The 17,865-nt window shown below is 67.6% G+C and carries 18 protein-coding genes and 1 pseudogene; 5 read left to right on the forward strand and 14 right to left on the reverse strand.

All coding sequences use genetic code 11. From position 1 onward, the window contains the following. Window positions 1–38: 38 nt before the first annotated feature. The 6 genes from FO044_RS12740 to mshA form a co-directional block, all read right to left on the reverse strand. On the reverse strand, window positions 39–728 hold the full coding sequence (locus tag FO044_RS12740) for a response regulator transcription factor (protein ID WP_132992259.1): 690 nt from the start codon (window positions 726–728) through the stop codon (window positions 39–41). Continuing rightward, on the reverse strand, window positions 725–1,903 hold the full coding sequence (locus tag FO044_RS12745) for a sensor histidine kinase (protein ID WP_235831348.1): 1,179 nt from the start codon (window positions 1,901–1,903) through the stop codon (window positions 725–727). The genes FO044_RS12740 and FO044_RS12745 overlap by 4 nt, the downstream gene beginning before the upstream one ends. 133 nt (window positions 1,904–2,036) lie before the next feature. Beyond that, entirely contained in the window at window positions 2,037–2,342 is a 306-nt protein-coding gene (locus FO044_RS12750) for a GNAT family N-acetyltransferase (protein WP_132992260.1), read from the reverse strand. 60 nt (window positions 2,343–2,402) lie between these two features. Then, window positions 2,403–3,146, reverse strand: coding sequence for a phosphoglyceromutase (locus FO044_RS12755; protein ID WP_132992261.1), 744 nt, complete (start codon window positions 3,144–3,146; stop codon window positions 2,403–2,405). A gap of 268 nt (window positions 3,147–3,414) precedes the next feature. Beyond that, window positions 3,415–3,957 carry a type III secretion system chaperone family protein gene (locus FO044_RS12760; RefSeq protein WP_412917607.1) on the reverse strand — a complete coding sequence of 181 codons (543 nt, stop codon included), beginning with the start codon at window positions 3,955–3,957 and terminating at the stop codon, window positions 3,415–3,417. A gap of 69 nt (window positions 3,958–4,026) precedes the next feature. Next, entirely contained in the window at window positions 4,027–5,346 is a 1,320-nt protein-coding gene (mshA, locus tag FO044_RS12765) for a D-inositol-3-phosphate glycosyltransferase (protein WP_143965765.1), read from the reverse strand. A 205-nt stretch (window positions 5,347–5,551) separates the two neighbouring features. Here mshA and FO044_RS12770 point away from each other — a divergent pair, with 205 nt between their 5' ends. The 3 genes from FO044_RS12770 to FO044_RS12780 are packed head-to-tail and all read left to right on the forward strand — an operon-like array spanning window position 5,552 to window position 8,194. Then, window positions 5,552–6,526: a metal ABC transporter solute-binding protein, Zn/Mn family gene (locus tag FO044_RS12770; RefSeq protein WP_244945763.1), complete on the forward strand. Its 975-nt coding sequence runs from the start codon at window positions 5,552–5,554 to the stop codon at window positions 6,524–6,526. Further along, window positions 6,519–7,343: a metal ABC transporter ATP-binding protein gene (locus FO044_RS12775; protein WP_235831350.1), complete on the forward strand. Its 825-nt coding sequence runs from the start codon at window positions 6,519–6,521 to the stop codon at window positions 7,341–7,343. The genes FO044_RS12770 and FO044_RS12775 overlap by 8 nt, the downstream gene beginning before the upstream one ends. Then, entirely contained in the window at window positions 7,340–8,194 is an 855-nt protein-coding gene (locus FO044_RS12780; RefSeq protein WP_132992265.1) for a metal ABC transporter permease, read from the forward strand. The genes FO044_RS12775 and FO044_RS12780 overlap by 4 nt, the downstream gene beginning before the upstream one ends. Window positions 8,195–8,213: 19 nt before the next feature. Here FO044_RS12780 and FO044_RS15245 read toward each other — a convergent pair whose 3' ends face one another. Both FO044_RS15245 and FO044_RS12790 read right to left on the reverse strand, forming a co-directional pair. Further along, a complete protein-coding gene (locus FO044_RS15245; protein WP_328591119.1) occupies window positions 8,214–8,564 on the reverse strand; it encodes a DUF2599 domain-containing protein in 351 nt (116 codons plus the stop codon). 233 nt (window positions 8,565–8,797) lie between these two features. Then, window positions 8,798–10,351, reverse strand: a complete 1,554-nt coding sequence (locus FO044_RS12790; RefSeq protein ID WP_143965767.1) for a carboxylesterase/lipase family protein — start codon at window positions 10,349–10,351, stop codon at window positions 8,798–8,800. Window positions 10,352–10,421: 70 nt separating this feature from the next. On the opposite strand from FO044_RS12790, the gene FO044_RS12795 reads away from it, so the two are divergent. Both FO044_RS12795 and rarD read left to right on the forward strand, forming a co-directional pair. Further along, on the forward strand, window positions 10,422–11,177 hold the full coding sequence (locus FO044_RS12795; RefSeq protein ID WP_143965768.1) for a 5-oxoprolinase subunit PxpA: 756 nt from the start codon (window positions 10,422–10,424) through the stop codon (window positions 11,175–11,177). After that, window positions 11,174–12,205 carry an EamA family transporter RarD gene (gene rarD / locus FO044_RS15170; RefSeq protein WP_143965769.1) on the forward strand — a complete coding sequence of 344 codons (1,032 nt, stop codon included), beginning with the start codon at window positions 11,174–11,176 and terminating at the stop codon, window positions 12,203–12,205. The genes FO044_RS12795 and rarD overlap by 4 nt, the downstream gene beginning before the upstream one ends. A 171-nt stretch (window positions 12,206–12,376) precedes the next feature. Here rarD and FO044_RS12805 read toward each other — a convergent pair. The 6 genes and pseudogenes from FO044_RS12805 to FO044_RS12830 all read right to left on the reverse strand — a co-directional run. Beyond that, a pseudogene (locus tag FO044_RS12805) lies at window positions 12,377–13,441 on the reverse strand (DUF5933 domain-containing protein); the annotation flags it as partial. Window positions 13,442–13,614: 173 nt separating this feature from the next. Further along, complete coding sequence (rlmB, locus tag FO044_RS12810; RefSeq protein WP_132993347.1) at window positions 13,615–14,571, reverse strand: 23S rRNA (guanosine(2251)-2'-O)-methyltransferase RlmB; 957 nt, start codon at window positions 14,569–14,571, stop codon at window positions 13,615–13,617. Further along, complete coding sequence (gene cysS / locus FO044_RS12815) at window positions 14,571–15,968, reverse strand: cysteine--tRNA ligase (RefSeq protein ID WP_143965770.1); 1,398 nt, start codon at window positions 15,966–15,968, stop codon at window positions 14,571–14,573. The genes rlmB and cysS overlap by 1 nt, the downstream gene beginning before the upstream one ends. Window positions 15,969–15,979: 11 nt before the next feature. Beyond that, on the reverse strand, window positions 15,980–16,444 hold the full coding sequence (ispF, locus tag FO044_RS12820; RefSeq protein ID WP_132992271.1) for a 2-C-methyl-D-erythritol 2,4-cyclodiphosphate synthase: 465 nt from the start codon (window positions 16,442–16,444) through the stop codon (window positions 15,980–15,982). Between the two features lie 114 nt (window positions 16,445–16,558). After that, complete coding sequence (gene ispD / locus FO044_RS12825; RefSeq protein WP_143965771.1) at window positions 16,559–17,206, reverse strand: 2-C-methyl-D-erythritol 4-phosphate cytidylyltransferase; 648 nt, start codon at window positions 17,204–17,206, stop codon at window positions 16,559–16,561. A gap of 5 nt (window positions 17,207–17,211) precedes the next feature. Further along, the gene (locus FO044_RS12830) at window positions 17,212–17,700 is read right to left on the reverse strand and encodes a CarD family transcriptional regulator (protein WP_132992273.1); all 489 of its coding nucleotides are present in this window, start codon (window positions 17,698–17,700) and stop codon (window positions 17,212–17,214) included. Window positions 17,701–17,865 lie beyond the last annotated feature (165 nt).

The raw sequence follows: 17,865 nt of genomic DNA on the forward strand, positions 1-17,865 counted from the left end.
GTCGCCGCAGTTGCGACGGCCGCATCACCGTCGAGGTTTCACGGCTCGAACTTGTAACCGAGCCCGCGCACGGTGATCAGGTGGCGCGGATGCGAGGAGTCCGGTTCCACCTTCGAACGCAGTCGCTTGACGTGAACATCGAGCGTCTTGGTGTCGCCCACGTAGTCGGCGCCCCACACTCGATCGATCAGCTGACTGCGGGTGAGGACCCGACCCGAGTTGCGCATCAGGTACTCCAGGAGATCGAACTCCTTGAGCGGCAACGTCACGTCGTCGCCGCCGACGCTCACCGTATGGCGCTGCACGTCCATCCGGACCGGTCCGACCTCGACGACGCCGATGGCGGCGTCCTCGTCTTCGGCGACCACTCCGCCGCGCCGCAGGACGGCCCGGATTCGTGCGATCAGCTCGCGAGCCGAGTACGGCTTGGTCACGTAATCGTCGGCGCCGAGTTCGAGCCCGACCACCTTGTCGATCTCGCTGTCGCGAGCGGTCACCATGATGACCGGCACCGCCGACTTCGCACGGATCGACTTGCAGATCTCGGTGCCGGAGACTCCCGGCAGCATCAGGTCGAGAAGGACGATGTCCGGGTTGATCCGCTCGAACGCGGGCAGAGCCTGCGTTCCGTCATTGACGATGCTCGCTTCGAATCCCTCTTTCCGAAGCAGGAAAGCCAACGGATCCGCCAGCGATTCTTCGTCTTCGACAATCAGTACATGCGTCAACGCGTATGTTCCTCTGGTTGGTCCGGGTCCTGGTCGATGGGGATGTACAGACTGAACGTGGAGCCCGTGCCCGGCTTGCTCCACAGCCCGATATGACCGCCGTGACTGGCCGCCACGTGCTTCACGATGGCGAGACCGAGACCGGTCCCACCGGTGGCGCGCGAACGCGCCTTGTCGACACGGTAGAACCGCTCGAAGACTCTCTGCTGGTCGGCCGCGGCGATACCGATGCCGCGGTCCGTGACGGCGATGGCCACCATCTCCTGGTCGTCGATCATCACGCTCTTACGGCTCACCGAGACCACATCACCTGTCGGCGAGTGGTTGATCGCGTTCACCAGCAGGTTACTGAGGGCAGTCAGGAGCAGAGTCCGATCCCCCTGCACACCGAAGCCGGTGTTGTCATCGGTGATGAGGGAGATCTCAGCGACCTCGGCGGACACGCCTGCACCTGCGATGGCGTCCTCGATCACCGCGTCGACGTCGACGTACGCGAAGTCGGCGACCGAACCGTCCTGCAGCTTCGAGAGGCCGATCAGCTCGTTGACGAGCGCACCCATCCTGGTGGCTTCCTTGAGAGCTCGTCTGCCGAAGTGCTCGACCGCATCCGGGTCGTCCCGGGACTCGAGCACGGCCTCGGTCATCAGGCTGATCGCGCCGAGCGGCGTCTTCAGCTCGTGCGAGACGTTCGCCGCGAAGTCGCGGCGCGTGGCCTCGACGCGTTGGTTGGTCGAATCGTCGTCACCGTAGACCAGCACGTATCGCTGCCCGTTGATGTGCGAGATGCTGGCGAGGCAGCGGACGTTCTCCACCGCGCGCGGCATCGTGCGACCGGTCGAGACGAAGCCCATGGTCGAGTGCGGCGGCGAGTAATCGAACTGCCGGTCGACTCCGGTCGTGAACACCTCCGCCACGGCTTCGGCCACTCCGTCCGCGAGGACATCGCGGACCATGCCGAGCTCGGCTGCTCGCTCGTTGAAGAGGACGACGGTGTGATACGCGTCGACGAGCACCATCCCGGTCGACGACTGCGCGACGACCATGTTCAGCAGGTCGGTGCGCGACACCTCCCCCGGGTCCACCCCGGCGAGATACGTCGAGTCGACCCGGGCGGGACCGAAGCGAGCGCGAGCCGCAGCACCTTCGAGAAGGCGGTCACCGCTGGTTTCGGACACACCGGAATCTTACGGTCATCAACTGGATTTCGCAGCCTGGGCAGGCACTATTCGCTCACGATTAAGACGCGGTCCACGTGGGTTGCGGGTAGGTGAACCGCGAGTGCCGAAAGGCGACGTCCAGGAGTCCGATTCAGGAGGCGACGAGGTCGGAGTACTCCGGGTGCTTTTCCAGATAGCTCTGGACGTACGAGCAGACCGGTACCACCTGCAGCCCACTGTCACGGACGTCGTCGAGTACCTGCCGAACCACTTCTCCCGCGAACCCGCGACCGCCGAAGCGGTCGTAGATCACCGTGTGAGTCAGCGCGCGATGATCGCCACCCTGCGTGTAGTCGACGTAACCGACCTCCACCGGGTCTGCACCGTCTTCTGTGAGCTCCGCCAGATAGCGTTCACGCGGGGCCACATGCGTTACCGAAATCGTGCCGTCTGCCATGACTCCAATGTAGCTCAGCTCACAGCCGGGCGCACCGGGTGCGCTCGCGGCGATCGGCCGCTACTTGGAACCCTGTGCGGCGACGGCCGCAGCACCTGCGGCTGCGGCCTCGGGATCGAGGTACACGCCGCCTGGAACGACCGGGCGCAGGCGATCGTCGAGGTCGTAGCGGAGCGGGTTGCCGGTCGGGATGTTGAGCTCGGCGATGTCGGCGTCCGAGATCCCGTCCAGGTACTTCACCAGTGCGCGCAGCGAGTTTCCGTGCGCGGCGACCAGCACGGTCTTCCCCGCGCGCAGGTCGGCTTCGATGGCCTCGGTGTAGTACGGGATCAGTCGCGTGACGACGTCGAGCAGGCACTCGGTGAGTGGCACGTCGATGCCGTCGTACCGCGGGTCCCCGGTCTGGCTGTACTCGTTGTCTGCGTCGATCGCCGGCGGCGGAGTGTCGTAGCTGCGACGCCAGAGCATGAACTGCTCATCGCCGTACTTCTCCTTGGTCTCCGCCTTGTTGAGTCCCTGCAGTGCGCCGTAGTGCCGCTCGTTCAGCCGCCAGTCGCGGATCACCGGAATCCAGTGCCGATCAGCGGCGTCGAGTGCGATCTGCGCGGTGCTGATCGCGCGGCGCAGCAACGACGTGTAAAGAACGTCCGGAAGCAGGTCATGCTCGACGAGGAGTTCTCCCCCGCGTACCGCCTCGGCCCGGCCCTTGTCGGTCAACGCGACGTCGACCCAGCCGGTGAACTGATTGGAGGCGTTCCATTCGCTCTCGCCGTGCCGCATGAGGATCAAGGTGCCGTTGCTCATACCGGTTAGTTTCGCATACGCGCGCGAACCCGCCGCCCCGTCCCCATCCGCGGTCCTGACGCAGGTCGGGCGCCCGCGCCCACTCGTCCGGTTCTCAGCGGGCTTCTCGATCGCCGATCGAGACGGTCACCGCCGCGACTCGTCGAAACTGGTACCGCTCACGGCCGGTATCGACGTATAGGACCTCGCCGACCCGCAGCGGTACCACTCCGACGACAACTCCTCGACCACGAACCGTCTCGGCACCGGCGGCGCGGCTCGCGGCACCCTATTCTGTGCTGTCCGGCCATTCGGGCCGCTGACCCGAGTCGAGCGGAGCGATCTCCGGCAGATCGTCCGGGTCGATCAGATGCGAGAAGGCCTCGAGGTTCTTCATCGGCTCGCCGCGTGCCACCCGCCAGGCCCATTCCCGCTTTATCGAGGTGAGGAACCCGATCTCGAGAATCTGGTTGAAGTCACCGTCCGCCGCTTCGAGTACCTGGCCGAGCACGCGGTCGACTTCGTCGCGGGTGATGGCGTCGGCGGAGATGCGGCCGATCAGGTAGATGTCGCCTGCGATGTCGATCGTGTACGCCACACCGTAGAGGCGGCGGTTCCGCTTGAGCAGGTATTTGTACACGGCCTCGAACTCCTCGTCCGGGCGGCGGCAGACGAAGGCCTCCACGCGGACGCCGTGCTGAGCCGCAGTCAGCAGAACGGTCGTCTTGAGCTTGCGCTCGCCCGGCAACTCCAGCACGAGGTGCTCGGATTTGGCGCCGCCCGACGACTTGCGCGAGTACTCGATTCCGGACGCGTCGAGCGCCGAACGCAGCTCAGCTGTGTAGTCGGTCTGGTCGGTCACATTCATCTCCCTGCTCGGTGTGTGCGGATCGGCGCGCCGTCAGACGGTGACGCGAGCCCGATTCCGTCTGCGGCGCAGCCCGAACCGGCCCGGGGGTCTGCCGGTGTTCCCGCGGTGCGTCGCGATCGCGCGTTCGTAGCTGGCCAGGAGGGCATCCGTGGTGTGCTCCCAGGAGAAACTCTGCGCATGCCCGGCAGCCCGTGCACCCAGTGATCGCAGACGCGCCGGGTCGGCGACCAGCGCGGCGATCCGGTCGGTCCAGTCGGAGATCTCGTGACCGTGGACGAGTTCTCCGGTCACACCGTCGCGCACCGCGACTCCGAGACCGCCCACGTCGGCAGCGATGACCGGCACCCCGCACGCCTGCGCCTCCACCGCGACCAGTCCGAAGCTCTCGGAGTAGCTCGGTACCGCGACGAGGTCGGACGCGCGGTACACGTCGACCAGATCCTCCGGCGCCTGCGGCGGGAGGAAGGTGACCTGCGCCGAGATCCCCAGCCGGTCGGCGAGTTCGATGAGGGTGCCGGGCAGTTCCAGCCCGTTGCCGGATGGGCCGCCCACTACGAGCAGCCGCAGTCGGCGACCACCGTCGGACCGGATGACCGGCGCGATCGCCCGCATCAGGACGTCGGGCGCCTTCAACGGCTGAATCCGGCCGACGAACGTCACGATGACGTCCTCCTGGTCGAGTCCGAGCCGGGCGCGCGCGGCCGCCTGCGGGCCGGGTGTGTACAGGTCGAGGTCGGCCCCGGGCATCACGACATCGACGTGCGAGCGGTCCGCTCCGTAGAGATCGACGAGCGCGTCGCCCTCGGTCTTCGTGTTCACCACGAGTAGATCCGCTTCGTCGACGACCTGCTGCTCGCCGACCAGCCGCACCATCGGTTCCGCGGCGTCGCCGTCGGCGAGGTACGCGTTCTTCACAGCTGCCAGAGTGTGCGCGGTGTGCACCAGCGGCACTCCCCAGCGATCCCGGGCCAGCCAGCCGACCTGCCCGGACAACCAGTAGTGGGAATGGATCAGGTCGTAGTAACCGGGCGCCTGTGCAGCTTCGGCACGCAGCACGTTCGCCGAGAACGCGCACAGCTGACTGGGCAGATCACGTTTGTCGAGACCGTCGAACGGGCCGGCCGCCACATGCCGGACGGTCACGCCCGGCGCAGCTTCGACGCTCGGTTCGTCGGCCGACGAAGTGGCGCGCGTGAATATCTCCACCTCGACACCACGGCGGGCGAGCCGCGTCGCGGTCTGCCACACGTACACGTTCATCCCGCCCGCATCGCCCGTTCCCGGCTGCGCGAGGGGAGAAGTGTGCACGGAGATCAGCGCGAGACGTCGCGGGAGGTGTGCACCGTTCATGACTCCAGCGTATGCAAAGCGCCCCGATGCTGACACCGCGCACCGCCAAGCTCACAGATGCACGTTCACGCATCGCTTCGACAAACCCCGGCGCCCCACCCTAAAATTGTCGGGAACGGTTTTCATTACCTGATGGACACCTATCTGAAACCCCCACGACGACGACCCGCCCGGGCCGTCCCGCACCCGGAAAGTCCGCGTTCTCATGCCCTCTGCACGCTTCCGCACCCGCCGCCGATACCGGAGGACGGCTGCTCTCGCGGCAGTCGTCACGATGGCCACGGCACTCGCCGCCTGTTCGGGCGATTCCGGGCCGGAGGCCACCGACCACCCGGTGGTCGTCGCATCCACCGATGTCTGGGCATCGGTCGCGCAGGCCGTAGCCGGCGAGAACGCCGACGTCAGTGCGTTGTTCGACACCCCGGGCGGAGACCCCCACGAGTTCGAGCCGACGACGTCGGACACCGCTGAGGTCCTCGACGCCAACGTCATCGTGATGAACGGCGGTCACTACGACGCCTACATGGAGAGCGCTGCGAACGAAGCCGAAGGCAAGAAGGTCGTCGCACTGTCCGGCCACGAAGGCCACGATCACGATCACGACCACGAAGCGGGCGGTACCGGACACGGCGACAGTGAAGGTCATTCGCACGCCGAGGAGCACGCCTTCTACGACTTCGCGGTCGTCGCCGACACCGCCGACGACATCGCCGGAGCGCTGGCCGAGGTGGCGCCCGTCCACGCGGACGCGTACCGGGCCAACGCGAAGCGTTTCCGCGCCGACGTCGACAATCTCCGCGGTCGGCTCGCCACCCTGCGCGACGCGCACCCGGACACCCGAGTCGCCGCAACCGAACCCCTCGCCACCGGCCTGCTCAACGCCGCGGGCATCAAGGACGTAGCTCCCGCCGGCTTCAGCGCGGCGATCGAAGAAGGACAGTCGCCCTCCGCAGCCGACCGCGCTGCCTTCGAGGACCTCCTGCGCGGCCGCCAGGTGTCGGCGCTCATCTACAACGTCCAGGCCGTCGACCCGGCGACCGAGGCGATCCTGGGCGTCGCCGATGCCAACCGCGTCCCCATCGTCAACTTCACCGAGACCCTGCCGAAGGGCGTCGACGATTACGTGGCGTGGCAGTCATCGCAGATCGCGCAACTCGGGAGGGCGCTCGGCCGTGGCTGATCCGGTCATCAGCTTCCGCGGTTCCCATCTGGCGTTCGGCAACCGAACCCTGTGGCACGACCTCGATCTCGACATCGCTCCCGGCGAGTTCGTGGCGGTCCTCGGACCCAACGGCGCAGGCAAGACGACGCTCCTGCGCGCCGCTCTCGGTCAGGTCGAGCCCACGGCCGGAGAGCTGACCGTCGACGGGCGGCTCGGATACATCCCGCAGCAGCACGCCGACGACTCCGACGACATGCTGATGCGCGGTCGCGACCTCGTCGGATTCGGCATCGACGGCACCGCATGGGGCATGGGCCTGCGCGGACTGCGACACCGGCGCGCTCGCGTCGACGCCGCCCTCGCCGAGGTGAACGCCACGCGGTACGCGTCGTCACCGGTGGGTCTGCTGTCCGGTGGCGAACAGCAGCGGCTCCGGATCGCGCAGGCGCTCACCCGCGATCCCTCCGTCCTCCTGTGCGACGAACCGCTCGCCAGCCTCGACCTCGCCAGCCAGCAACTCGTCGTCGACCTGCTCGATGCCCGCAGGCGGCGGGCGAACACCGCGATCATGTTCGTGACCCACGAGTTGAATCCGGTACTGCCGTTCGTCGACCGCGTGGTCTATCTGGCCGGCGGATCGTTCCGGGTGGGAACCGTCGACGAGGTGATGACGTCGGCGACGCTGTCCGAGCTGTACGGCAGCCGCGTCGAGGTACTTCGGGTCGGCGGCCGACTCGTCGTCATCGGCGGCGAGGACGCGCACCACTGCATCGACCACGGGTACGCCGACGAGATCGAGACGTCCCGCGGCACGATGAAGCAGTCGCTCGCATGACGTCGACGCCACTGGCTGCCGACATCGGCGCATTCTGGAATCTCTCGCAGACCGGCGACCTCCTCTCCCGTGGCTTCGTCCAGGAGTCGCTCATCGCCATCGCTCTCCTCGGCCTGATCGGCGGAGTGCTCGGCCCGATGATCGTCGCGCGGCAGATGAGCTTCGCGGTGCACGGTGCCGCCGAGCTCTCCTTCACCGGTGCGGCGGCGGCCCTGCTCGCAGGCGTCGGCGTGAACATCGGCGGCGTCATCGGCGCAGTACTGGCCGCAGCGGTCTTCGGGCTCCTCGGGCAGCGGGCGCGCGAACGCGACTCGGTCATCGGCGTCGTGATGGCATTCGGCCTCGGCCTCGGCGTGCTGTTCCTGAGTCTGCACGGACGCGTGGGCACCGGTTTCGCACTGCTCACCGGCCAGGTCGTCAGCGTCGGCCGCGACGGTCTGATCGCGGTCTCGATCACGGCTGCCGTCGTGCTCGTGGTCTACGCGATCATCTACCGTCCGCTGCTGTTCGCCAGCCTCGACCCACGGGTGGCGGTGAGCGCGGGGGTCCCGACGCGCCTGCTCTCGGTGGTGTTCGCGGTGCTCGTCGGCCTTGCCGCCGCCCAAGGTGTGCAGATCATCGGCGCCCTCCTCGTGATGAGCCTGCTCATCACGCCGGCCGCGGCCGCAGTGCGCCTGTCCGCCAACCCGACAGTGGTCCTCGTCCTGTCGGTGGTCTTCGCCGAGATCGCGGCGGTCGGCGGGCTGATCGCGTCGTTGGCCCCCGAACTCCCGGTGTCGGTGATGGTCACGTCGATCTCGTTCGCGATCTATCTGATCTGCCGGATAGCCGGTGTGCGCAGACGCGGCTAGTGGGACATCACCTCTGGCCCTACGGCGAACGCTCTTCTGCGGCGCCCGGGTTGCATCGGGCCGACACCATGTCCGACTCGGTGACGACCGGCCGCGAGGGTTCGAGGTTCCAGCTCGGCTTCTCCGGATCGACGAGTCTCGCATACGTCCAGTGACACTCGAACTGCGCCCGCATGCCGGGGCCATCCGCGTCCGGATGCAGTGCGAGGACCTCGCTCCACGCCTCTTCGGCGACTCCGTCCCCGGACACCTGCCGTCCGTTTCGGGTAGGGCGGATCTGCAGGCTCGCCCCCACCTCGGTCTGAACCCAGTCCGCGCCCTCGATGTACGGGGCAGGCAGCGACGGCGGTGTCGGCGTCGAACTCGACATCTGTGTCGGCGTCGAACTCGACGGCGGGGCATGCGGACCGGATGACTGGGCCTGTCCCCGGCCTACCGTGGTTCCCGTTTCCACCGACGCGGCGACGGAACTGCTCGGACTCTGCGGGCGCGAACCCGGATCGGCCCCGCAAGCGGCGAGCAGCAGACCCGCCGCACACCACGTGACGACTCCTGCACGGCGCCGCAGGGGGCCGTGCAGCGCGGAACCCCGCAACCGGTGGCTCAACCGGCCACATCCAGGTGCACACGCTCCCATGCCGCCCGGCGCGCACCGTCGGGATCGCGTTCGACGCGCGGCGGATCGTCGAGGATCATCACCGACCTGTCGCCCCGCACGTACGCGGGCCAGCTCGGCGACGGCACACCGCTGCGAGCGAACCAGCTCCACATCGACTGCATCGTCGAGGTGATCCGCTTGCTCGAACGCCAACTGCCTGCCGCGGCCAGTCCAGCACCGATCGGGTCGCGGTAGATGCCGAAGACCGCGAGGAGTTCGGTCGCATGCGTCGCACCGATGCCCGACGCGTTGAGCATCACGGGCGCGTAGTCGTACCGGTAGACGTAAGTCGGGGCGTGCTCGCTGTGGTACCCGGCGAAGAGCGTCGTCGGGATCCAGAACATGGCGTCGGCCGACAACCGAACCCGGTCGCGCGTACCCGGGTACAGCCGATCGATCTCCGTGCGAACCTCCGGATCGTAGACGCCGGCCAGCTGCTGGTCGGCGTCCGGAAGGATGCTCCAGAACCGCGCGAACATCTCACCTTCGTCCTTGTTGGTGCCGATGATCGTGGGCACGCGGTGCGTCGCTCCGTCGCGGGCTGCCTGCACCGGCGCCTGCGGAAGGTAGTCGCCGTCCACCGTCGGCGCGAACGGCATGGGGTCGGACAACCTCGCCCGGCGCGTGAACCCGAGCATCTTATTACCCACCCGCAGGAGGTCCTGGGCACTGGCGCCGTCGACGATCCGCGCCACCTCGTCGGGGTCCAGCGGCGGTTCCGTGCGCTCCGGGCCGGAACGCCGCGTCGGGTCGACGAGGAGCCGCACGAACTCGTCGGTGAAGATCCTCGCGTTCTCCTTCGTGACGGTCAGGTCCGGGACCGGGCTCTGCGCGATGGCACCGGTGAACAGTCCCTCCGCCGCCGGCGTGGCGAGCAGTGTCACCACCGCCGACCCGCCTGCGGACTCCCCGAAAACGGTGACACGTTCGGGATCGCCCCCGAAAGCCGCGATGTTGCGCTGCACCCATTCCAGTCCCGCCACCATGTCGCGCAGACCCACGTTGGTGTCGAAACGGCGGTCGTCGGTCGAGTAATCGCTCAGGTCGAGGAACCCCAGCGGACCGACCCGGTAGTTGACGGTCACGACGATCACGTCGCGGTCCCGGGCCAGGTAGGACGCGTCGTAGATCGGCGTCGACGTCCCACCCAGGATGTACGCGCCGCCGTAGTTGAACACCATGACCGGCCGCGGAGTCGGCGAGACCGACTCGGGCGCGAACACGTTGAGGGTCAGGCAGTCCTCGCTGCGCGGCTGGAAGCGTCCAGCGCCGCGAGCGGTCACCAGCTTCTCCTGGATCGGCGTGCTTCCGTAGTCGTGGCACGCGATCACGCCGGGCCACGGCGCTACGGATTCGGGCGCCTGCCACCGGCCGGCACCGACAGGCGGCTTCGCGAACGGGATCCCCTTCCAGGTGACCGTGCCGCGCTTGATGCCCCGCCCCCGCCTTCCCTCGACCGACCCTTCTACGAGTGATACCAGCGTGTCCATCAGTGCCATGCGTCCCACCTTAGCGACGGGCCGGAGCAGCGGCGAGCACCGAGTTCCCAGACGGCGCTACCCTCTTCCCATGCCGTCTCGCCCGACCCGCACCTCCATCGATCTCAACGCCGACCTCGGCGAAGGGGTCGGCGACGACGCCGCCATGCTTCCCCTCGTCAGCAGCGCGAACGTCGCATGCGGATTCCATGCGGGAACCCCGGCGCTCCTGCGGCAGACGTGCAGGCAGGCCGTCGCCTCCGGCGTCCGGATCGGGGCGCAGGTCTCCTACCCCGACCCGACGGGATTCGGCCGCCGGTTCATGGACGTGTCGCCGCACGACCTGATCGCCGACGTGCTGTACCAGATCGGGGCGATGCGGGCGCTCGCCGAATCGGTGGGTGGCAGCGTGGAGTACGTGAAACCGCATGGCGCGCTCTACAACACGGTCGTGCACCACGAGAGCCAGGCACGCGCACTGGTCGACGCGGTCGCCGCGGCGGGCGGTCTGCCGCTGATGTGCCTGCCGGGATCGGTGGTCGCCCGGCACGCGGCGGCGATCGGAATCCCGGTGATCACCGAGGCCTTCGCCGACCGCGGATACACACCGGAGGGGACTCTGGTTCCGCGCGGCGAGCCGGGCGCCCTGCTGACCGACTCGGGCGCGGTCGCCGAACGGGTCGTTCAGCTCGCCCGCACCGGCCGGATCACCGCCGTCGACGGCACCGCTCTGGACGTCGACGCCGACTCGATCTGCCTGCACGGCGACACCCCGGGAGCTGTCGCGCACGCGAAGGCGGTCCGCGAAGCACTCGCGGTCACGACTGTCGCCGTCAGCGCCCGATGACGCCGCGCGTCGTACCCGAATCCACTCGGGGCGTCATCGCGGGTTTCCTCGCCTACGGATCGTGGGGCCTGTTCCCGCTCTTCTTCGACGCGCTCCGTCCGACCGGGCCGTGGGAGATCCTCGCGCACCGCATCGTCTGGACTCTCCTGTTGTGCGTCGTGGTGCTGCTGGTGTTGCGCGACTGGCGGTGGGTCCGCGAGCTGCGCGGGCAGTGGCGACTGCTCGCCGGAGTCACCGTTGCGGCGTTTCTCATCGCCGTCAACTGGGTGGTCTACGTCGCCGCCGTGACGTCGGGTCACACGAGCGACGCCGCACTCGGATACTTCCTCAACCCGCTCGTCACCGTCGGGCTCGGTGTCGTGGTGCTGCGCGAACGACTCCGCCCGCTGCAATGGGCGGCAGTCGTCATCGGCGTGGTCGCCGCGGTGTTCCTGGCAGTCGCCGGCGGCCACTTCCCCACGACCTCACTGACTCTCGCGGCGTCGTTCGCCTTGTACGGACTGGCCAAGAAGAAGGTCGGTGCACGGCTTCCCGCGCTGCACGGACTGACTCTCGAGACGGCCATCCTCGCGCCGGCCGCCGGGGCGATCTTCGTGATCGTCGCGGCTACCGGATCCGGAATCGACTTCGGCGAGCACGGTGCGGTTCACACCGCGCTGCTGTGCTTGTCCGGAATCGCGACGGCGGTGCCATTGCTGTTCTTCGCCGCAGCCGCACGACGGATACCACTCGTCACAGTCGGGCTCATCCAGTTCATCACGCCGATCATCCAGTTGCTGTGCGCCGTACTCGTCCTCGACGAGCACATTCCGCCCGAACGGTGGGCCGGGTTCGGGATCGTCTGGCTCGCACTGGTTCTGCTGTCCGCGGACAGCGTCATGGTGTTACGCGCTGCTGCTCGCCGGAACGAGGCGAGCCGGGATCGTCGGACCTCCGGGACGCTGCCCGCCGCCGGGCCGCTGGCCCACGGACAGCAGTTCGGGCCGTTCGATGAACAGGAGCCCCAGCGCCATCACCACGACCGGTGAGAGAAGGGCAACGGCGCCGAAGGCACCGCTGTTCGCGAGCGGTACCGCGGCGAGGCGGGTCGCTGTCAGGATCGCGGCGAACAATGCTGCGCCGGTCGCCACCACCACGGTGCGCAGGCGGGTCCAGCCGAGTTCGGGGCGCGCCAGTGCGGCTTCGAGCGCCAGGGTGAACACCATGCCCGCGATCACATCGATCGCGTAGTGGAAGCCGAACCCCAGTGTCGCCGACACAGTGCCGATCAACCAGACGGTGCCGAAGACGCGCGACGCCGCCGATCCACGCCACCCGTGCAGGAAGATCGCCGTGGCCCATGCCGTGTGCAGACTCGGCATGCAGTTCCGCGCGATGCCTTCGTTGAAGTACGTTGCGACCGGCTCGGTGATGTGCGGTGTCACATGCGGCCAGACGTCGACCCAGCCCGCACCCGCGAGCTCGTGACCGAACGCGTACGCCGGTCCGACGACCGGGAAAAGGAAGTAGATGATCGGACCGATCATCCCGATGATCAGGAACGTACGCACGATGTGGTGCCGCGGGAACCCGTCGCGCGCGGCATTCCGCAGCTGAAAGAACGCGATGACCGCCGCCCCGACCGGCAGGTACACGTAGATCTTGCTGAGCACCTCGGTCAGCAGCGTGCTGTCGGACACGACTCGGCCGACCGTCCACGCAGGTGACCCGAGAGCACGATCAGCCATCTCGACGTACTCGTCGAGAACCGTCGCGTTCGCCTTGGTGGACAGCACGAGCCATGCGTCGCCGACCCGCCCCATCACGATCAGGAGCGCGCCGAGACCGACCGCTTTCAACGTCGCTGCACGTTCGGTGCCATGCAGTCTCCAGAACGCGTAGCCCGCGGTGCCGATCAGCGCGAACAGAACACCGTTGCCGACTGTCGGCGCATGACCGACCACCAGTCGCTGCGCATTCCAGACCAGCTCGAGACCGACAGCCCCGCCGAGCACCCACCATCGCAGCCGCGCGGGCAGACAGACGAGCGCGAGCAGCATTCCCGCGATCTTGATCTCGCCGATTCCCGGACGGCCCACGAGATCGTGGGCGAGCAGGCCGATCGGACCCCGGATCTGGTACAGGTGCGAGACGATCTCGATGATCACGACGAAGGCCACCAGCACGCCGACGACCGCAGACCATCCGCGCACGCCGAGTTCCACGCGACGGGCCGTCAGGACCCGGACGCGCTCAGCGAGGCTGGGCTGCAGTCGGTACAACACGACTCAAAGGTTAACGAAAGGTTTCCGTAAACTGATAATCGCGTGACTGTAACGTCATTCACTCGATACTGAAGGGTGGCGAGAGAGGCGAATCATGTCGCTATCGCCCGTTTCGCCCTCTCCAGGAAGGGAACCGGCTCGGATCGGCCGTTTCCCGACGAGCTGCCGAGGCGTCAGGACATGCGTCGCTGCCGTGCGAACTCCGCGAGGACCACTCCCGCGGCAACCGAGGCGTTCAGGCTCTCGACATCGCCGGACATCGGCACCGAGAGAACCGAATCGCACGTCTCGCGAACCAGACGGGACAGCCCCTTGCCCTCGGAACCGACCACCACAACGGTCGGCCCGGTGCCGTCGTAGTCATCGAGTGTGACGTCGCCACCCGCATCGAGTCCGACGATCTGGGCGCCCGACTTGGCCCAATCGACCAGCGTGCGGGTCAGGTTGGGAGCCTGCGCGATCGGCAGCCGTGCTGCCGCTCCGGCGCTGGTGCGCCAGGCGACAGCGGTCACTCCGGCACTGCGCCGCTGCGGGATCAGCACACCGTGGCCGCCGAACGCGGCGACGCTGCGGACGACCGCGCCCAGGTTCCGCGGGTCGGTGATGTTGTCGAGCGCCACCAGGAGCGGCGGTTCGGGCGAAGCGAGGGCATCGGCCAGGAGGTCGTCGGGATGGGCGTACCGGTACTCCGGCACCTGCAACGCGATGCCCTGGTGCATGCCATTCGGGGTCATCCGGTCGAGCTCGGGCCGACCGACCTCCAGGATCGAGATACCTCGATCGCCCGCGGTGTGCACCGCTTCACGCACGCGTTCGTCGGCGTCGATCGATGTCATCACGTACAGCGCGGTGGCCGGCACGTCGGCGCGCAGACACTCGACGACCGGATTGCGACCGAGTACGTACTCCGGTCCGTCCTCGGACTTGCGGTGCGATCGCTGCCGGCCCACGGACGACCTCGCCTCAGCCTTGGCCTTCTTGTACTTCGCGTGGTAGACGCGTTCCTCGGCCTTGGGCGTCGCTCCACGGCCCTCGAGACCGCGACGTCGCTGCCCGCCGGACCCGACGGCCTGCCCTTTCTTGGAGCCCGTCTTGCGAACGGCGCCTTTGCGTTTGGAATTGCCCGCCATCAGTTGCCCTTCGTCGTCAGCGCCCATTGAGCGCCGTCGGGGGTATCGGTCACATCGACGCCCGCCGCAGCGAGCCGGTCACGCACCTCGTCCGCGACCGCCCAGTCCTTTGCCGCCCGCGCAGTTGCGCGTCGGTCCAGCTCCGCACCGATCAGCACGTCGAGCGCCGCCGTCGCGGCCTCGTCGGAGGCCGTCGAGGCGGCCCACCGCTCATCCAGCGGATCGGTGCCGAGGATCGCCGACATCGCCCGGATCGCCCCGGCGATGGCCAGAGCTTTCGCACCGTCGCCCGATTCGAGTGCCGTATTGCCCTCCCGCACCGCATTGTGCACAGTGGCCAGCGCCGCCGGAACCCCGATGTCGTCGTCGAGAGCGACAGCGAACTCGTCCGTCACCTCTCCGACCTCGACGTCGCCGACCCGGTCCGCCACCCGGTTCACGAACGACTCGATTCGTCGATAACCGGCCGCCGCCTCGTGGAGGGCCGCATCGGAGTACTCCAGCATCGAGCGGTAATGCGCGCTGCCCAGGTAGTAGCGCAACTCGACCGGACGCACCTTCGTCATCATCGCCGGGATCGACACGACGTTGCCGAGAGACTTGCTCATCTTCTCGCCGCTCATCGTCACCCAGCCGTTGTGCAGCCAGTACCGTGCGAATCCGTCGCCCGCGCCGTGACTCTGCGCAATCTCGTTCTCGTGGTGCGGGAACACCAGATCCATTCCACCGCAATGGATGTCGAACTCAGCGCCGAGGAGCGACGTGGCCATCGCAGAGCACTCGAGGTGCCAGCCGGGACGGCCGGGTCCCCACGGCGTCGGCCACGACGGCTCGCCGGGCTTGGCCGCCTTCCACAGAGTGAAATCATGAGGATCCCGCTTACCGGTGCCCGCACTCTCCCCCTGATGGAGGTCGTCGAGCTTGTGACCGGACAGCTGACCGTAATCGGGGAGGCTGCGCACATCGAAGTAGACGTTGCCGTCAGCCACGTAGGCGTGGCCGCGGTCGATCAGCCGCTCCATGTACTCGACCATCTGCGTGACGAACCCGGTGGCACGCGGCTCGGCCGACGGCGGCAGCACACCGAGCGCGTCATACGCCCGGGTGAACTCCCGCTCGTGCGTCGCCGCCCACTCCCACCAGGGACGGCCTGCCTCGTCGGCCTTGCGGAGAATCTTGTCGTCGATATCGGTGACGTTGCGAATGAACAGCACATCGTGGCCGCGGTACTCGAGCCATCGACGCAGGACGTCGAAGGCGATTCCGCTGCGCACATGACCGATGTGGGGCACACCTTGGACGGTGGCGCCGCACAGGTACACGGACGCAGTGCCGGGACGGAGCGGAACGAAGTCGCGGACCTCTCGGGATGCGGTGTCGAACAGACGTAGGGTCACGACCTGCGATTCTACTTGAGGGACAGCAGCGCAGTCGCCACTGCCGCAACACCTTCGCCGCGGCCGGTGAGACCCAGGCCGTCGGTGGTGGTCGCCGACACCGAGACCGGCGCTCCGACCAGGCCCGACAGCAGTTCCTGGGCTTCGGCTCGCCGAGGCCCGATCTTGGGGCGATTGCCGATGATCTGCACGGCGGCGTTCTCCGGCACGAATCCCTCTGTGTCGAGAAGTCCGATCACGTGCCGCAGCATCGTCTCGCCGGTGACGTCGTCCCACTCCGGGCGACCGACACCGAATACCAGCCCCAGATCGCCGAGGCCTGCTGCGGAGAGCAGCGCGTCGCACAACGCGTGCACTCCGACGTCTCCGTCGGAATGTCCCGCGCATCCATCCGCGTCGTCGAACCGCAGCCCCACCATCCAGCAGTCCCGTCCCTGCTCGAACGGGTGAACGTCCGTACCGATGCCCACGCGCATGGCTGGCGTCTCCTTACGTCTCGGGTCCCGCTGTCGCTGCCATTGTGTCGCAGATTCTCCACGCGGCCGCTCCGGCATTGCACCGTTGCGCCACGCAGCGGCAGCCAGCTGCGGTCAGGCCAGCATCCTGGCGAGAGTCAGATCGAACGCCGTCGTGACCTTGAACGCCATCGCGTCCCCCGTCACCACCTGGACCGAGACGCCGGCGGCCTCAACCAGTCCGGCATCGTCGGTGGCGTCACCCGATTCGGCGTGTGCGCCACGGAGCACATCGGCGGCGAACCCCTGCGGAGTCTGCACCGCACGCAACGGGTTCCGATCGGGCGTGGCGACCACCCACCCGGCGGCATCGACCTGTTTCAGGGTGTCGGCCACCGGAAGTCCGGGGACCACCGCGAGTGCGCCGTCACGGAGCGCGGCGACGACGTCGACAAACAACGACGGAGGCGTGAGAGCACGAGCAGCGTCGTGCACGAGCACCAACTGGGCGTCGGTGACAGCGAGCGCGGCACGTACCGAATCACTTCGCTCAGCACCCCCGGCGACGACACGCGCCGACGGCACCAGATCCCGGGCGCTGGCCACCAGATCCGCGGGCACTGCGACGATGATCTCGTCGACCACCCCCGACTCGTGTGCGGCGGCGACGCTGCGTTCGAGCAGCGTCGTCCCGCCGACTTCCACGAATGCCTTCGGCTTGGGCTCCCCCAGTCGGGCGCCCGTACCTGCGGCGGGGATGAGCGCGGCCACACGGCCGGCCATCACACTCAGGACGCCGCAGCCAGGATCTCGTCGAGGATGCTGTCGGCCTTCTCGTCGTCGGTGTTCCGAGCGAGCGAGAGCTCGTCGACGAGAACACGGCGAGCGCGAGTCATCATGCGCTTCTCGCCCGCGGACAGACCTCGGTCCTGCTCACGACGCCAGAGGTCGCGGACGATCTCGGCGACCTTGATGATGTCCCCCGAGTTCAGCTTCTCCTGGTTCGCCTTGAAACGGCGGGCCCAGTTCGTGGGCTCTTCGGCGTGTTCGGCACGCAGTACCTGAAATACCTCGTCGAGACCCTCTTCACCGACTACGTCGCGTACGCCGACGTAGTCGAGTTTGCTGGAGGGGATCTGCACCGTCATGTCGCCGTCTGCGACCTTCAGAACCAGGTATTCGACTTCTTCACCCTTGATGGTTCGAACGACGATGTCGTCAATTCGAGCAGCACCGTGATGGGGGTACACAACGGTGTCGCCAACTTTGAAATTCAATGTTCCCTGCCCCTTTCGAGTGTTACCAGTGTAACACCCACCCCCTGACACCCTTTCCAACGGTGCAGGTCAACCCAGGTTCCGTATGATACGGCCGTAATTCACGGTGCAATATACGGCCCCGAGGGAACTTTTCCGGCTCCCGCCCACTACGCTGCGTAGTGA

The organism is Gordonia zhaorongruii (assembly GCF_007559005.1).
Lineage (GTDB): Bacteria > Actinomycetota > Actinomycetes > Mycobacteriales > Mycobacteriaceae > Gordonia > Gordonia zhaorongruii.

Coding starts and splice junctions, on each gene's coding strand:
- FO044_RS12750 (WP_132992260.1), bottom strand. CDS start 2,342: ATGGCAGACGGCACGATTTCGGTAACGCATGTGGCCCCGCGTGAACGC.
- FO044_RS12755 (WP_132992261.1), bottom strand. CDS start 3,146: ATGAGCAACGGCACCTTGATCCTCATGCGGCACGGCGAGAGCGAATGG.
- mshA (WP_143965765.1), bottom strand. CDS start 5,346: ATGAACGGTGCACACCTCCCGCGACGTCTCGCGCTGATCTCCGTGCAC.
- FO044_RS12770 (WP_244945763.1), top strand. CDS start 5,552: ATGCCCTCTGCACGCTTCCGCACCCGCCGCCGATACCGGAGGACGGCT.
- FO044_RS12780 (WP_132992265.1), top strand. CDS start 7,340: ATGACGTCGACGCCACTGGCTGCCGACATCGGCGCATTCTGGAATCTC.
- FO044_RS15245 (WP_328591119.1), bottom strand. CDS start 8,564: ATGTCGAGTTCGACGCCGACACCGCCGTCGCTGCCTGCCCCGTACATC.
- FO044_RS12790 (WP_143965767.1), bottom strand. CDS start 10,351: ATGGCACTGATGGACACGCTGGTATCACTCGTAGAAGGGTCGGTCGAG.
- FO044_RS12795 (WP_143965768.1), top strand. CDS start 10,422: ATGCCGTCTCGCCCGACCCGCACCTCCATCGATCTCAACGCCGACCTC.
- rarD (WP_143965769.1), top strand. CDS start 11,174: ATGACGCCGCGCGTCGTACCCGAATCCACTCGGGGCGTCATCGCGGGT.
- rlmB (WP_132993347.1), bottom strand. CDS start 14,571: ATGGCGGGCAATTCCAAACGCAAAGGCGCCGTTCGCAAGACGGGCTCC.
- ispF (WP_132992271.1), bottom strand. CDS start 16,444: ATGCGCGTGGGCATCGGTACGGACGTTCACCCGTTCGAGCAGGGACGG.
- ispD (WP_143965771.1), bottom strand. CDS start 17,206: ATGGCCGGCCGTGTGGCCGCGCTCATCCCCGCCGCAGGTACGGGCGCC.